The sequence below is a fragment of the Streptomyces pseudovenezuelae genome, assembly GCF_029892565.1.
Lineage (GTDB): Bacteria > Actinomycetota > Actinomycetes > Streptomycetales > Streptomycetaceae > Streptomyces > Streptomyces pseudovenezuelae_A.
In genome coordinates, this window is the sequence record NZ_JARXVH010000002.1 from 901,679 (window position 1) to 916,029 (window position 14,351).

Consider the following 14,351-nt stretch of genomic DNA (forward strand, 5'->3'; position numbering starts at 1 on the left):
GGCATGAGCGGACGGGCGATCAGCGTGCCGACAGTTCGCCGTCCGGGAGGCGCGGCCAGTATCTCCACTCCCGCACGCCCGGTCGGCGCCATGGCATCCGGCCAGGCGGCGGCGAGCGCCTGGTCGACGAAGTCCTGTACGAGCGCCGCTGACTCGAGCACCGTGACGTCCTTCGTCCACCTCTAACCTGCAAAATCCACCTTGCCGGTAAGGGAGGCTGCCGCCCGCTTGCCTCCTGGTGACCCCGGGCCAGTGTGGCGACGCGCCACAGATGATCGAGGTCCCGAAGCGGATCCGGGTCCGGGGATAGCCGAAGGCCCGCCTTCAGCATGTGGTCACAGGCATCGCCGTGAACAGCGAGCGCTTCAGCGGTCTGTCTTCGGTCGGCGGAGTACCTCCGGCCCGGCCACCGACCGCGTTCCAGAACTTTCTGAACCGATCCCTCGCCTGAAGTCCTGGCGGGCCGTCAGCAACTGATCTTCAGGCCTCCAGGATCTCCGACAAGGTCAGGCTGAGGCGACGTCTCGTTCCGGCCACATCCGCCGTGAGACGGAAAAATAGGGACCACGGCAGCAGGCAACGGATGACGATAATTTGCACCGTCCCTCGTACGGCCCGAAGGTGTAGGAGTTTGCGGTATGCACCACTCGCCCAACCAGGGCCAGGATTTGCTGAAGTTCCGGACGACGGATGTGGACGAGGCCCGGCAGGTCATCCAAGAACGCTTCTACGCCAACTTCATCGACGTGCCCGACGGCAGCGCTGAGTTCATGGCCCGGTACGACATCGCCGCACTCGGTCCGCTCACACTCGGACGACTCTCTTTCGGCACGGAGGTGCGCATACAGTTCGGGGAACTCGGCTCTTACCACGTGGACATCCCCCTGGGCGGCCACCTGGCCTGGCGTCAAGGAACGCACACCAATGCGGTGGCGACCACCGCGAACGCCGCCGTCTTCCAGCCGCACGGCGACACGGCCCTGGATCGAGTGAGCACCGACTGCTCCATGCTGGCCGTGAAGATCGACCCCAAGGCCCTCAACGATCAACTCGAACGTCTTCTCGGCCGACCGCTGCGCACCCCCGTCGTCCTCACGCCCGAACTCGACGTCGCGCACGGCGCGGGCCTGAGCTGGGTACGGATGATCCGCGCGGTGTTCGACGAGATGCGGGCCGGCGGGCTGCTCAGCCGTCCGATGGTCGCCCGCCCGCTCCAGGAGGCCCTGCTGACCGGGCTCCTCCTCGCCGCCGGCCACCGCTACCGCGACGAGCTCGACCGACCCAAACCCGCCCTGCGCCCGGGCCCCGTCAAGCGTGCTGTCGAGGCCATGCACAGCATGCCGCAACACCCGTTCACGGTAGGAGAGTTGGCCGTGCTCGCCGGGGTGAGCGTGCGGCGACTCCAAGAAGCCTTCCAGCAGTACGTCGGCATGACTCCGCTGGCCTACCTCACCGACGTCCGCCTCACCCGCGCCCACGACGAGCTGCGCCGCGGCACACCGGGCGAAGTGAACGTGAGCGAGGTCGCCCATCGTTGGAGCTTCGACCACCTGGGCCGCTTCGCGTCCCGCTACCGAGCGCGCTTCGGCGAGTTGCCCTCGCAGACTCTTCGTTCCAGGTGACCGCGGCCCACACCATCGCCCCGCGCTGTGCGGACAACAGTCGCGCTCAGTGGATCGTGCTCGGCGGCTACCACGCCTTAGATTCGTGGTGTTCGCGCGTCCGCCTCTTCGGTCCGCCGCGCGGACATCGGCCGGCCCATCTCCGCCCCTTCGGGCCGGTCACCGCCCGTCGGCGCCCCCCAAACAGCCGCGGGCGGGTCGGCAGCGCACACGCGGCCTGGACCCCGCCGCGGTGTACTGCCCGACACCGGAGAGGTCCGGGCCGGGGTCGGCGCCGGCCCGGACCTCGACCGTACCGAAGGCACACTGATGAGGCAGAACCCCGCGTCCGGTCCTCGGACGGTCCGGGTTCGCAGTCGTCACAAAGAAGTTGAGGTCGTTTTCAGCTAGTTTACTTCGCTTCATTCGTCACAGATGGGCACTTGCGTCCCTCACGTGTCAGGTTCCCGTACAGGGTGGCGGGAGCAATCGCCGATACCAACTCCCTTGGAACGAGACAGGCTTCATGGGATGGGACGGGCCATGCCGAGGTTCAGGTGTCGCGCCAGTTGGGGGTGGATTCGCGGGTGAGTCCGCGGCTGATGGGCCACCACCGCCTGGCCCGCGACTACGAAGCACGCCCACACCGTTCCGGGGCCATGATCCACCTCGCAATGATCAACCTCATGACCCGCAGAATCACCGCCGAATCCACCCCGAGCTGGCGCGGAACACAAACCATCCACAACCGGGGACCTGCACGTCAACACCCCACGCCCCGCGGCCTAGGCTGAACACATGACTGATGCGGCGGGACGGGTCGAGCCGTCCGGGGTGTGGGCCACAGCTGTGGGCGTGGCCCGGGTGAGGGCGATGGAGACGGCACGCGAGCAGCCGCTGTTCCGGGACCCGCTGGCGCTGGCCTTCGCCACGGCCGGGGGGATCGGCCCCGGGGCGCCGCCGCCACCGCGTGCGGACGAGGCGGCGCGGCGCCGCTGGCTGGGTGTGGCCTTCTCGATCGTCATCCGGACTAAGTTCCTGGACGACCTGCTGGAGGGGGCGGTCGCGTCCGGCGTCCGGCAGGTCGTGCTGCTCGGAGCCGGGATGGACAGCAGGGCCTTCCGGATGGACTGGCCTGCGGGGACCCGGCTGTTCGAGGTCGACACGGCCGAACCGCTGGGCTTCAAGGCCTCGGTGCTGCGTCAGGAGCGGGCCGTTCCGCGCTGCGAGCGGATCACCGTCCCGGTCGACCTGCGCGAGGACTGGCCCGGCGCCCTGGCCGCGGCCGGGCACGATCCGGCGCAGCCGACGGTGTGGATCGCCGAGGGACTGCTGATCTATCTGCCCCAGGACGCGGTGCAGTCGCTGCTGGAACGGGTCGGTGCGCTGTCCGCCGCAGGCAGCAGGATGGGCCTGACACTGGGCTCGCGCGGTGTGGTCGAACGCTTCCGTGGGGACGCCGCTGCGGGATCGCCGGCGTCGATGTGGGTCTCGGAGATGCCGGAGGACCCGGTCGGCTGGCTGGACGGCCTCGGCTGGGAGGCGGAGACCTTCACCCTGCGTGAGCGCGCCGCGGCCTACGGGCGTCCGGTGCTCACTCCGCCGCAGCAGGACGAGGGCGCCGGCGGACTGGTCTCGGCGGTGCGCGCGGCACACTGAGCACGACGACGGCCGGCCCCCAGGTGCGCCCGGCCGGCGAACCAGCGGATCGACGCCCTCCCGCTCGCACAAGGCCACATACTCCACCAGACCCCGTGCGTACGCGTCCAAGGTCCGCGGCGCACGACCGAGGTCCTCCCGCGCCGGCAACCAGGTCGCTGCATGCTCATGCCGTGCCGGTACCGGCCGCCTGGCCACAAGTACCGATGTGCTGCTCAAGGTGTTCCCCGGGTTCGTGGCGGAAACCGGGCTACATGATCACCGGGTGGTCGGTGGTGATGTGGCGGATGACGCGCTCGGTCACCTCGGGGTCGACGTGCACCCAGTGACACCGGACGGCGCCCGCACGACAACGATCGCCCGACACGAAACCGCCGACGGGACTCTCCTGCCGCTCACCCTGCTCGAGCGCCTGGGTCAGGTCACGGCGGGCCGCCGCCATGTTGTAGGCCCGTCTCGGAGTTGCCCTGACGTGTCGTCAGGGCAACTCGACGTCGTGGCGGGGCGCGGACCAGTCCGTGGCCTCGCGTGCCGCGCGTTCGACGTCTTCGTCGAGCAGCAGCCGTCGCGTCGCGAGATCCTCGGCCGCGGCCCTGATCCGGGCGACGTAGCCGGCCGCGTCACCGTAGCGACTGGCCACGCTCGGGCGCGGATCGCCGGTGAACAGGCGTTCGTCCTCGGTGGCGGCGAACGGGAACGTGGAACCGCTGAACTCGTGCAGTGCGCCGTGGCCTTGACCGGGCGCGCGCGTGTTCCAGCCGGTGTAGGTGCCGAGCGGTACGGACACCATCGGGGCCCGTACGCCCGCCGTCTCGTTGCCGTCGATGTCGACGGCCGGGACCAGCACCGTGTACCGGCCCGAGGTGTCGGCGACCGGCGGCACGGCCGAACGGTCCACGGCGTACAGCTCGTTGGGCCCGTACGGCCGCAGCGCCGACGGCACCGCCGGGAACTGCCGAGACCACTCTTCCATCGTCACCAGAGTGCCGTCGGCGACGGTGGGCACCGCGCTCGGCGGTGGCTCCACGCCCTCGCTCACCCATGCGTCGAGCGCTTCCAGGACGGCGCGGAACAGCGCGGAGGTGGCGACCACGTTCCCCAGGTGGTTGCAGATCCCCTTCGTGGGCGCCCCCGCTGCCGGATCGGCCACATGCTGGCTTGACGACCACAGATAGCCGCGCACGTTGGGCGGGAATCCCAGGTCCCGGCCGTCCGTCGTGGTGTGCGTCAGGGAGCCCCGGCGCTGCCAGTACTCCGTCGAGGTCTGTGTGTGCAGCACCTTGGGATCGCTTGCGCGCTTCATGATCGCGTCACGCCTGCCGGTGAGATGGTCCACGCTCTCGGCGTAGGCGAAGGGAAAGGCGTCGGCCGCGGCGAGGTGGTCCTCGTACTGCTGTCCGCCCGGAACCGTCAGGTTGGTGAACCGCTCGGCGACCAGCCGGCCGGCGCCGGAGACGTGCGGCAGCAGTCCGTCGAACACCGGTCGTCCTTCGGTGTCCTCGTTGAAGCCGAGGTGGATGAAGTCACGGATGGCCCGGCCGGTCTGCGAACGCCCCCAGCCGTAGGCGTAGTTGATCTCGCCGACCGGCTGTGCCGGGTCGTGGCGCAGATGGCTGACCAGGTCGCGGACCGCGGCGAGGCCCAGCCCGAGGACGAGCGGTTCCTCGGCCTCGTAGGTGAGTTCGTGAATCCAGCCGGGCCGGAACCCGTCGTCGATGAGGAGGTCGTGCCGGCTCGGTACGACGGCGACGGAGCTCCCCCGCAGATCGCTCCCGCCGCCCTGGAGCCGGGCGAACTGCCAGGTTTCTTGGGGCAGTTCCTCCGGCTCGCTGTGCGGGTACCGCCGCCGGGTGAGCCGCGCGGTACGTACTCCGCGCTCGCTGACGGGGGAGGACCGGGTGCTCGTCCAGCGGGAGAGCGGGAGTGACCGGGTGAGCTCGTCCACGATGAACTCGGCCGTCGTCAGGGCGCGCACGGGCTCCGTGCCCCGTGTCGCCACGGGCAGGTCGAGCAGCAACCGTCCGTCGCCGGGCAGCAGATCACCCTGCCAGGCGCCGAAGACGACCGTGTACCCGCGCCGCAGCAGATAGCCGTTGCCGGCGTCGGCGAGCGTCTGAGGACGGTTGGTGTGCGGGGCGTCGCAGAAGTACTGCACGGCCCGCTTGTTGCCCCGGTTGCCCCAGTCGAAGAACAACCGTCGGCGTCCGCCGCCGACCGGCCGCAGAATCTCGACGTCCCCGCTGAACCGCACCGCGCCGTCGCTGTCGCGCGGTGCGAGGTCCAGGTCGGCGATCGAGCGGTGGGCGGATGCCTCGGGGTCCACGGAATAGTGTGCCGTGGCGGTGATCACCTCGTACGCCCCGCCCCCGGCGAAGCGATGCCCGTCGGCGAACGGCTCCCGGGTGCGGACGTCCAGTCGTACGGAACTCATCGCGCGGCCTCCAACTGCGTCGGGCGCCAGCCCAGTTCGGGTGCGACCAGGTGCCGCACGTCGTGCAGGATCTGCTCGTACTCCTCCCGCCGGAACTCGTACGGCAGCTCAAGACGCAGCTCCGACACCGCCGACACCACCGGGTCCGCCGCGAGTTGGTCCAGGATCTGCTCGGCGGTGCCGACCACGTCGGGTGCGAACAGGGTCCGTTTCGGGCCCTGGGGTGCCAGGGTGCGGGCGTGGCGGCTCGCGGCGTACTCCCGGTAGCGGGTTCGGGTGGCCCGGTCGGCGCTGTCGAACGGCACGATCACGCGGCCCACCGCGACGCGGGCGGCGGACTGGAGACGTCGGTAGGCGGTGAGGAGGTTCGACTGGGCCGTCGTGAAGTCATCGGTGCCCTCGCCGGTGACGATGTTGCCGGACAGCAGGTTGAGGCCGTTCTCGCCGGCCCAGCGGGCCGAGCGCAGGCTTCCGCCGCCGTACCAAATACGCTCCACCAGACCGGGGTTGTGCGGTTGCAGGCGAGGCCGCTGACTGTTCCCCGGCGACTGGATCACCGTGTCCGGGCCGCCGAGATAGTCGCCGCGCAGGTTGTCGACGACGCGGGCGACCCTGCCGTAGGACAGGTCGAAGGCGCGCCAGTCGCCGTCGTACACGAGGTCGCCGAGGATTTCGGCGTGCGGCATGCCGGTGCTGAAGCCGATCTGGAGCCGACCACGCGACAGTACGTCGGCCAGTGCCAGGTCCTCGGCCAGGCGGAACGGGCTCTCGTAGCCGATCGGGATGACCGCGGTCCCCAGCTCGACGCGCTCGGTGCGCTGTCCGGCCGCGGCGAGGAACACCGCGGCCGAACCGACGCCGTGTTCGAGGTGGCGTTGCCGGATCCAGGCGCCGTCGTAGCCCAACCGCTCGCCGTACTCGAAGAGTTGGAGGGTCTCCTCCAGGCCGGTGTAGGGGTCGTCGTCGGCGAAGTTGCCCGGGGTGAGGAAGGCGAGGGAGGTGAGGGTCATGCCGTCTGCGTCCTCAGGTCGTGGTCGTCCCGGCGGCCGGGGATCGCCGCGAGCAGTTCACGGGTGTACTCGTGCCCTGGGTGCGAGAAGAGGGTTTCGGGCGCGCCCACTTCCACGATGCGGCCCGCCCGCATGACCGCCACCTGGTGCGCGATCTGGCGTACGACGGCCAGGTCGTGCGAGATGAACAGATACGCCACTTCCGTGTCGGCCTGCAACTCGGCCAGCAGGTCCAGGACTTGGGCCTGGACGGAGACGTCGAGCGCGGACACCGGCTCGTCGCAGACGACCAGATCCGGGGAGAGCGCGAGGGCACGGGCGATCGCCACGCGCTGGCGCTGCCCGCCCGACAGTTCCGTCGGACGGCGCTCCAGCGTCGAGGCGGGCAGCGCGACCCGGTCGAGCAGGTCGCGGGCGCGGGCGAGGCGGGAGGCGCGGTCGCCGACCTTGAACGCGCGCAGTGGCTCGGTGATCACCTCGCCGATGGAGAAGCGGGGGTCGAGGGAGGCGTACGGGTTCTGGTAGACGAGCTGGGCCCGGCGACGCAGTTGGCGGGCCTGCGCGCCCCGCGCGGTCGTGACGTCTTCCCCGTCGAAGAGGATGTGTCCGTCGGTCGCGTCGGTCAGGCGCAGCACCAGCCGGGCCGTGGTGGACTTCCCCGAACCGGACTCGCCGACCAGGGCCAGGGTCCGGCCGCGGTGCAGGGTGAAACTGACGTCGTCCACCGCGCGCAGGGTCCGGGACTCGCCGCCCGCACGGGGGAGCCGGAACTCCTTGACCACGTTGCGGACTTCGACCAGCGGTGTCGTCCCGGTGGCCGAGGATGCGGCGACCGGGGTACGCGGCCGGGCGGTGGCCAGGCGCGGCGCGCTCGCCAACAGCCTTTGGGTGTACTCGTGTTGGGGGTCGGCGAGGACGTCACGGGTCGGCCCGGCCTCCACGACCCGCCCCTGCGACATGACGACCAGTCGCTGTGCCCGGTCGGCGGCGACGCCGAGGTCGTGGGTCACCAGCAGGATCGACGTTCCCAACTCCTCGGTGAGGCCCTGGAGATGGTCGAGGATGACGCGCTGCACGGTGACGTCGAGCGCACTGGTCGGCTCGTCGGCGATGATCAGTTTCGGGTTCCCGGCGATGGCGATGGCGATCAGGGCGCGCTGCCGCATGCCGCCGGAGAGTTCGTGCGGGTACTGCCGTGCGCGGGTGGCCGCGTCGGGCAGGCCCGCCCGGTCCAGGACGCCGATCGCCTCCGACGGCGCGGAGCGGCGGGTCGCGAGACCGTGGATGCGCAGGACCTCGGCGACCTGTTCGCCGATGCGCTTGACCGGGTTGAGGGACACCGACGGGTCCTGGGGGACCAGGCCGATCTGGGCGCCGCGCACGGCGCGCAGCTCCGCCTCGGACAGGGCGCTGAGGTCGTGCCGCCCGAAGCGGATCGCGCCGCCGTCGATACTGGCGTTCGGTGCCAGGAGCCGGGTGATCGCGTGCGCGGTGGTGCTCTTGCCGGACCCCGACTCGCCCACCACCGCGGTCACTTCACCCGGCCGCACCTCGAGGTCGACGTCCCGCACCGCGCGTACGGTGGCGCCGCGGGTGCGGTACGACACCGACAGGCCGCGTATCTCCAGCGCTCCCTGACCGTTCACATCGGTGCTCGGTGTTGTCGTCAAGTTCTCACCCGTTCCGGGGTCGTTCGTCACGCGGTCGGTCATCGCTGCCGCGACCATTCGCCGTCCAGCGCCCGTGCGATGCGGTTGGTGGCCAGCACGGTCGCGGCGATCGCCAGACCGGGCAGTGCGGTCAACCACCAGGCGTTGGCGAGGTAGTTGCGGCCGTCGGAGATCAGCGTGCCCCACTCCGGCGCCGGGGGCGGGGCGCCGTAGCCGAGGAAGCTCAGGGCCGACACGGCGAGGATCGAGGAGCCGAAGTCGAGAGTGGCCAGGACGATCACCGGGCCCGCCGCGTTGGGCAGGACGTGCCGGCCCAGTACCGAGTACCAGCGGGCCCCGCACGAGAGTGAGGCCTCGACGAAGACCGACTGCCGCACCCGCAGCACCTCCGACCGCGTCACCCGCGCGAAGCTCGCGACGCTGGCGATCCCGACCGCGACCGCCACCTTCACCGTGCCGTAGCCCAGCGCGGTGACCAGGGCCAGGGACAGGAACAGCGCCGGGATCGACAGCAGGACGTCGACGAAGCGCATCAGCACGTCGTCGACCCAGCGTCCGACGAACCCGGCGACCAGACCGATCAGACTGCCCACCACGAAGGCGACCGCGACCGCGATCAGCGTTGCCTTCAGGGAGAGCTGGGCGCCGTGGACCACCCGGGAGAACACATCGCGTCCCAGTTCGTCGGTGCCGAACCAGTGCGCACCGCTGGGGCCGCGGAAGTTCTCCGACGGCACCCCCTTCAGCGGATCCTTCGAGGTGAACAGCTCCGGCCAGAACGAGGCCAGCACCACCAGGACGACGATCAGGGCCGACAGCAGCAGGCCCGGGCGGCGCACCAGGAACCGGCGGACCCGCCGCAGGTCGACGTGGCGCCCCGGTTCGTGGGCGGACCCCGGTTCGACCGGCCGGGCCGGGAGACCGAGCGCGGCACCGGTGGCGTCGTCGATCAGATCCTGGCTCATGCCAATCCCGCCTTCCGGCCCGAGGCCACCACGATCCGCGGATCGAGCAGCGGATACACGAGGTCGACGACCAGGTTCGTCACCACGAAGATCAGCGCCCCGAACACCACCACCCCCTGGACCAGCGGGATGTCCTGGGCCGTGACCGCGGCAGCCGTCACCCGGCCGAGGCCGTCGCGCGAGAACACCGTCTCGACGACCACCGAACCGGCGATCAACTGCCCGACCAGCAGGCCCACCACCGTCAAAGCGGGCAGCGACGCGTTGCGCAGGGCGTGTCGCAGATGGACCCGCCATCGGCCGGCGCCCTTGGCGCGGGCGGTCTCCACATAGGCCTGATCCAGTGCCGTGAGGAGGCTCTTGGCCAGTACCTGGGCGACCTGCGCGCCGGTCGGGATCGCCAGGGTCACGGCGGGCAGGACCAGCCCCCGTATCCCGTCGTTGCCGAAGGCCGGGAACCAGTGCAACCGGAAGGAGAACGTCTCGACGAGCAGCAGGCCGGTCCAGAACGTCGGGACCGACACCCCCAACGGCGGCAACGACAGCAGCAGTTGGCGCAGCCAGCGCTGCGAGGTGTACGTCGCCAGCACCGCCAGACCGCCGCCGAGCAGCACCGCGAGCAGCAGCGCGGCACCGGTCAACTGCAGTGTCTGCGGCAGCGCATCGGCCAGCGTCGAGGTCACCGGCCGGCCGGTGGAGACCGCGTCGCCGAAGTCCCCGCGGACCGCCTTGCCGAGGTAGTCGGCGTACTGCACCAGGATGGGCTTGTCGAAGCCGTACTGGTGGCGCAGCGCGGCGAGTTGGGCCGGATCGACCTGCCCGGTGTCCGCCCCGGCCCCGGCCATCGCCGAGACCGGGTCACCCGGCAGGAAGTCCAGCACCAGGAACGACACCGTGTACGCCGCCCACAACACGCCGATCGCCTGCGCGACACGTTTGATCACATAGCCGCGCATGCGCTAGCCGACCCAGGTGTCGTGCAGCTGGATCCGGCTGGAGGCGTCAAAGTCCAGGTTGTGCACCTTCTTCGACACGCCCAGCTGGGTCTGCAGCTCCACGACGGGTATGACGTACGCGTTCCGCACGATCAAGTGCTGTGCCTGTCCTGCGAGTTCCTTCCGCTTGGCCGTGTCGGTCGTGGCCGCCTGCCGGGTCAGCGCCGTGTCCAGCGGGCTCGTCGGGAGGCGGTAGGCGTTGGCCAGCTTGGTGGAGTACAGGGTGCGCAGGATGTCAGGGTCGGCCCGGGTGAGGTTGCCCCACAGTCCGTCGAAGTCACCGCTCTGCTGCACCGACGCGATCTGGGAGATCTGCAACTCCTTGAGCACGATGTCGATGCCGACTGCCTTGAGCTGTTGCTGGATCAGTTCCAGTGCCGGCTGGTTCGTGGCCGAGTTCGCGAACCACTTGACGGTCAGGCTCAGCTTGGTGCCATCCTTCTCGCGGATGCCGTCGCTGCCCGTTTTCCAACCGGCCGCGTCCAGCAGGGACTTGGCCTTGACCGCGTCGAACGCCAGGTCGGTGCCCAGGTTCTCGTAGTCCGGTGTGGTGCGCGCCAGGATGCTGGTTGCCGGACGGGTGCCGGTCGGGAAGACGGCGTCGGCGATCTCCTGCCGGTTGACGGCGTACTGGATCGCCTGCCGCACCTTGACGTCCTTCAGGACCGGCCGGGAGTTGTTCAGCGCCAGGTTGAACACCGCTCCCGGATTGGCCCGTCGCGCCAGGGTCACCTGGCCGCCCTTCAGTGCAGCCTCGTTGGCCTTGCCGACACTGCTGATCGCGTTCACCTGGCCGGACTGGAGGCTGCCGGCCCGCACACCTGCCTCCGGCACGACCTTGAACACCAGCTTGTCCAGATAGGCCTCGCCCTTCTTGCTCCACAGCGAGGAACCCCAGTCGTAACCCGTGCGCCTGGCGAGGGTGATCGTCTGGTTCTGCACGTAGCTCTTCAGCGTGAAGGGCCCGGAGCCGACCACTCCCTGGCTGCACTTCTGCTGCGGGGTCCTCTTCGCGCTCGCGGAGGACTCGATGCCCAGCGAGTGGGTCGAAGTGGCCTGCAGGAACTGGGCGTTGGGCTGCTGGAAAGTCACCTTGACGGTGAGCGGGTCGACCACGGTGGTGCTCTTGACGCCGCTCAGATAGCCCTCGGCGAGAGTCCCCAGCGCGCCGAGCTTCGGCACCGCGTCGAAGTTGTCCTTGACCACCCGCGCGGTCAGCTCGGACCCGTCGCTGAAGGTGACACCCGATCTGAGGTGGAAGGTGAACGTGGTCGCGTCGGAGCTGACCTCCCAGCTCTTCGCCAGCCACGGCACGATCTTGCCGGTCTTGGGGTCCTGGTCGGTGAGGGAGTCCACGACCTGTCGTACCGAGTAGATGGTGTCGTTGCTGCCCACCTGCTGCGGATCCACGCAGCCGGCGTCGGAACCCACCGCGAAGGTCAGGGTGCCACCGGACGCGGCCCGGCCACTGCCGCCGTCGGAGCCGCCGGCTCCCGATCCGCATGCGGTGAGCAGGACGCTGGTGGTCAGGAGGGCGGCCAGGGCCGCCCATCGGGTGGGTCGGATGTCCGGATGTGCTGTCACGGAGGATGCTCCTACTCGTGTCACTGCGCATGTGGTGCCCCACGGATCACGGCTGCGCGCGTGGGCGCGCCGCTCCGGTCGGCGCGACGCCGATGACGGGCAGTGCAGTTGGGGGAGTCAGACGGGAGAGGGTGCGGCGGCCGCGGCACATGTCTGTGGACATGGACAGGACCGCGAGAGGCTGCGGGACATGCCTACCGGCCGCGACGGACGTCAGGCGGACGTGGTCCAGGCAGTCAGGCGCGACACAGACAGCTGGTGAAGCGCTGCAGGTCGATGTGGCGGCGGGAGAACCGGGAGAACACCGTCGCGGCCGTCAGGGAGACGACGGAGACACTCGGGTCACTGCTGTGTCGCATGACCGTCCTCCATATCTCCGGCCCCGGCCAGGGGGCCTCGCGCTTGCAGAGATCGTCGCTGACCCTGCCGGGCTTTCACCTGGAGCACCCCACCGCGTCGGAGGGTTGCCGGTCAGCAAGCCAGGGCTTGACGCTGACACTCGATGCCGATCGCGATCGTACGGAGCGACATCGTCATACGTCAATGGCAGGTGCGGGCAGGCGAGCGGCATCGACCGGACGGTCCGCCCCGGCTTGACCTTGACGTGCGCGTCAACTTTTAACGTCGGGGGAGCCGCACGGGGTGTGCGGCGGTCAACAACCCTTCAGGAGCCCGTAGATGTCTCCCTCGAACGTCCCCGCCACACATCGCGAGGTCCGTCTCGCCTCCCGCCCCGAACGCGCCCTCGACTCGGACCACTTCGTCGTGGCGGAGGTTCCCCTCCCGCAACCGGGGCCCGGGCAGGTGCTGGTACGCAACCGCCTGATGAGCGTCGCCGCCTCACTGCGCACCCTGATGAGGGGAGACGCGGGGATGCCGATGCCGTCGTTCGAGGTCGGCCGGCCGTTGTCGGCTCCGGCAGTCGGCGAGGTCGTGACGGCCCCCGAGGGCGGGACGCTGCGCCCTGGTGATCTGGTGTCGCACTGGGCGGGGTTCCGTGAGTACGCCGTAATGGAGGCCGACGCGGTGCAACCCGTCGACCTGACGGTTCTGCCGGACCCGGTGGCGTACCTTTCGCAGGGGCCGTCCGCGTGGATCGGCGTGGTCCGGGGAGCCGAAGTACGCGAGGGAGACACGGTGTTCGTATCCGGCGCGGCGGGCGGACTCGGCACCCTGGCCGGCCAGTTCGCCCGGCTGCGCGGGGCCGGCCGGGTCATCGGCAGCACGAGCTCACAGCGCAAGGCCGACTACCTGATCGAGACACTGGGGTACGACGCGGTCGTGCTGCGCGGAGCCGGCCCGATCGAGGACCAGTTGCGCAAAGCGGCGCCCGAAGGCATCGACGCGGTCGTGGACACCGTCGGCGGGGAGCAGTTGCAGGCCGCGCTGGCCCTGGCCCGTCCCGGTGCGCGGGTGGGGCTGATCGGCGCGCTCTCCGCACAGGTGTCGGGCGAGAACACGGCGCCCGTCGAGATCGACGTGTTCTCGCTCATCTTGCGGGGGATCCAGCTCCGCGGCGTCAGCGGCGCGCGCCACCGGGACGCGCTCGCGGAATACCAGGAGACGTTCGGCCGTTGGCTGCGCGAGGGCTCGGTCACCGTCCCGCACGCTCGCCTGTCCGGTATCGACCAGGCACCCCGTGCCCTCATGGAACTGCTCGAAGGACACCACATCGGCACGGTGGTCGTGGAGTTGTAGCCGCCGGCCACCCGAGCCCTGGAGGACGGAATGCGCATCGGCGATGCGGCTGCGGCCGTGGGTGTCACCACTCGCACCCTGCGCTACTACGAGCAGCGTGGCCTGGTCACCGCACGGCGTACGGCGTCGGGGCAGCGGGAGTACGGCGAGGAGGACGTCCGCCGACTCCACGCCGTCCGCGAGCTGTTGGACTCCGGCCTCACCATCGGCGATGTGCGTCGCCTCATCGACATCCTCGACGCGCTGCCCGACCGGCCGAAGGCGCCACCGGTGCGCACGGGGCCCGACTCGGACACGTGCGTCGTCCCCCAGGTGGCCATTCGTCGACTGGCCGAACTCGACGCCCGCATCCGCGGGTTGACGGAGCTGCGCGACCGCCTTGCCGACCGGCTCGACCTTCGTTTCGGTGTCCTGGTCGCCGAACTCATCGGCCTCGACGTCCCCATGAGCGGTGCCCGGACCCGTTCGTGACACCGCGGTCGCCGACGGTCCGCACACGGACGGGCTTGCAGCCCCGTGCGGCGCCGGGAGATCATGCGCATGCCCGACAGGCGCCGGACGCGATCCCGGAGCGCCTGCAGCCAGCACGCCGCGGCACCGTCCGGTGCCGACGTCAGGACCGAGGGGAGCCGCGGTGAGGACATCGCCCCTCAGGCCCGCCCGGACCGCGGCTCTGCTCCCGGCCTCCAGCGCGGTTCTGCTTCCGGTCCACACGAAGCGTCGCCACGTCGACCTGTG

General features: G+C 70.3%; 12 protein-coding genes, 2 pseudogenes and 1 riboswitch. Of the genes and pseudogenes, 6 read left to right on the top strand and 8 right to left on the bottom strand.

Translation table 11 applies throughout. From position 1 onward, the window contains the following. Positions 1–173 precede the first annotated feature (173 nt). The 4 genes and pseudogenes from M2283_RS08745 to M2283_RS08760 all read left to right on the top strand — a co-directional run. Positions 174–301: pseudogene (locus M2283_RS08745) on the top strand (IS5/IS1182 family transposase); the annotation flags it as partial. A 337-nt stretch (positions 302–638) separates the two neighbouring features. Further along, complete coding sequence (locus M2283_RS08750; RefSeq protein ID WP_280875520.1) at positions 639–1,622, top strand: AraC family transcriptional regulator; 984 nt, start codon at positions 639–641, stop codon at positions 1,620–1,622. Positions 1,623–2,200: 578 nt separating this feature from the next. Beyond that, positions 2,201–2,332: pseudogene (locus M2283_RS08755) on the top strand (IS5 family transposase); the annotation flags it as partial. Positions 2,333–2,399: 67 nt separating this feature from the next. Beyond that, a complete protein-coding gene (locus M2283_RS08760) occupies positions 2,400–3,260 on the top strand; it encodes a class I SAM-dependent methyltransferase (protein ID WP_280875521.1) in 861 nt (286 codons plus the stop codon). Between the two features lie 250 nt (positions 3,261–3,510). Here the strand turns inward: M2283_RS08760 and M2283_RS08765 are convergent, their stop codons facing one another. The 8 genes from M2283_RS08765 to M2283_RS08800 all read right to left on the bottom strand — a co-directional run bounded on the left by M2283_RS08765 (position 3,511) and on the right by M2283_RS08800 (position 12,274). Next, positions 3,511–3,702, bottom strand: coding sequence for a hypothetical protein (locus tag M2283_RS08765; RefSeq protein WP_280875522.1), 192 nt, complete (start codon positions 3,700–3,702; stop codon positions 3,511–3,513). 36 nt (positions 3,703–3,738) lie between these two features. Then, positions 3,739–5,691, bottom strand: a complete 1,953-nt coding sequence (locus M2283_RS08770) for an alpha/beta hydrolase domain-containing protein (RefSeq protein ID WP_280875523.1) — start codon at positions 5,689–5,691, stop codon at positions 3,739–3,741. Continuing rightward, positions 5,688–6,701 (bottom strand): LLM class flavin-dependent oxidoreductase, encoded by a 1,014-nt coding sequence (locus M2283_RS08775; RefSeq protein WP_280875524.1) that lies wholly within the window; start codon positions 6,699–6,701, stop codon positions 5,688–5,690. The genes M2283_RS08770 and M2283_RS08775 overlap by 4 nt, the downstream gene beginning before the upstream one ends. Then, a complete protein-coding gene (locus tag M2283_RS08780) occupies positions 6,698–8,428 on the bottom strand; it encodes an ABC transporter ATP-binding protein (RefSeq protein ID WP_280875525.1) in 1,731 nt (576 codons plus the stop codon). The genes M2283_RS08775 and M2283_RS08780 overlap by 4 nt, the downstream gene beginning before the upstream one ends. Then, positions 8,410–9,336, bottom strand: coding sequence for an ABC transporter permease (locus tag M2283_RS08785; RefSeq protein WP_280875526.1), 927 nt, complete (start codon positions 9,334–9,336; stop codon positions 8,410–8,412). The genes M2283_RS08780 and M2283_RS08785 overlap by 19 nt, the downstream gene beginning before the upstream one ends. Then, the gene (locus tag M2283_RS08790) at positions 9,333–10,292 is read right to left on the bottom strand and encodes an ABC transporter permease (protein WP_280875527.1); all 960 of its coding nucleotides are present in this window, start codon (positions 10,290–10,292) and stop codon (positions 9,333–9,335) included. The genes M2283_RS08785 and M2283_RS08790 overlap by 4 nt, the downstream gene beginning before the upstream one ends. A gap of 3 nt (positions 10,293–10,295) precedes the next feature. Beyond that, positions 10,296–11,915, bottom strand: coding sequence for an ABC transporter substrate-binding protein (locus M2283_RS08795; protein WP_280875528.1), 1,620 nt, complete (start codon positions 11,913–11,915; stop codon positions 10,296–10,298). 236 nt (positions 11,916–12,151) lie between these two features. Beyond that, complete coding sequence (locus M2283_RS08800; protein WP_280875529.1) at positions 12,152–12,274, bottom strand: putative leader peptide; 123 nt, start codon at positions 12,272–12,274, stop codon at positions 12,152–12,154. Between the two features lie 34 nt (positions 12,275–12,308). Beyond that, a riboswitch (SAM riboswitch) is annotated at positions 12,309–12,422 on the bottom strand. Between the two features lie 171 nt (positions 12,423–12,593). On the opposite strand from M2283_RS08800, the gene M2283_RS08805 reads away from it, so the two are divergent. Continuing rightward, positions 12,594–13,613, top strand: coding sequence for an MDR family NADP-dependent oxidoreductase (locus tag M2283_RS08805; RefSeq protein ID WP_280875530.1), 1,020 nt, complete (start codon positions 12,594–12,596; stop codon positions 13,611–13,613). A gap of 30 nt (positions 13,614–13,643) precedes the next feature. Then, the gene (locus tag M2283_RS08810; protein WP_280875531.1) at positions 13,644–14,084 is read left to right on the top strand and encodes a MerR family transcriptional regulator; all 441 of its coding nucleotides are present in this window, start codon (positions 13,644–13,646) and stop codon (positions 14,082–14,084) included. Positions 14,085–14,351 lie beyond the last annotated feature (267 nt).

What these genes read in the sequence shown, in the direction of transcription:
- M2283_RS08760 (WP_280875521.1), top strand. Translation starts at nt 2,400, where the DNA reads ATGACTGATGCGGCGGGACGGGTCGAGCCGTCCGGGGTGTGGGCCACA.
- M2283_RS08810 (WP_280875531.1), top strand. Translation starts at nt 13,644, where the DNA reads ATGCGCATCGGCGATGCGGCTGCGGCCGTGGGTGTCACCACTCGCACC.
- M2283_RS08750 (WP_280875520.1), top strand. Translation starts at nt 639, where the DNA reads ATGCACCACTCGCCCAACCAGGGCCAGGATTTGCTGAAGTTCCGGACG.
- M2283_RS08775 (WP_280875524.1), bottom strand. Translation starts at nt 6,701, where the DNA reads ATGACCCTCACCTCCCTCGCCTTCCTCACCCCGGGCAACTTCGCCGAC.
- M2283_RS08770 (WP_280875523.1), bottom strand. Translation starts at nt 5,691, where the DNA reads ATGAGTTCCGTACGACTGGACGTCCGCACCCGGGAGCCGTTCGCCGAC.
- M2283_RS08800 (WP_280875529.1), bottom strand. Translation starts at nt 12,274, where the DNA reads ATGCGACACAGCAGTGACCCGAGTGTCTCCGTCGTCTCCCTGACGGCC.
- M2283_RS08805 (WP_280875530.1), top strand. Translation starts at nt 12,594, where the DNA reads ATGTCTCCCTCGAACGTCCCCGCCACACATCGCGAGGTCCGTCTCGCC.
- M2283_RS08765 (WP_280875522.1), bottom strand. Translation starts at nt 3,702, where the DNA reads ATGGCGGCGGCCCGCCGTGACCTGACCCAGGCGCTCGAGCAGGGTGAG.
- M2283_RS08780 (WP_280875525.1), bottom strand. Translation starts at nt 8,428, where the DNA reads ATGGTCGCGGCAGCGATGACCGACCGCGTGACGAACGACCCCGGAACG.
- M2283_RS08790 (WP_280875527.1), bottom strand. Translation starts at nt 10,292, where the DNA reads ATGCGCGGCTATGTGATCAAACGTGTCGCGCAGGCGATCGGCGTGTTG.
- M2283_RS08785 (WP_280875526.1), bottom strand. Translation starts at nt 9,336, where the DNA reads ATGAGCCAGGATCTGATCGACGACGCCACCGGTGCCGCGCTCGGTCTC.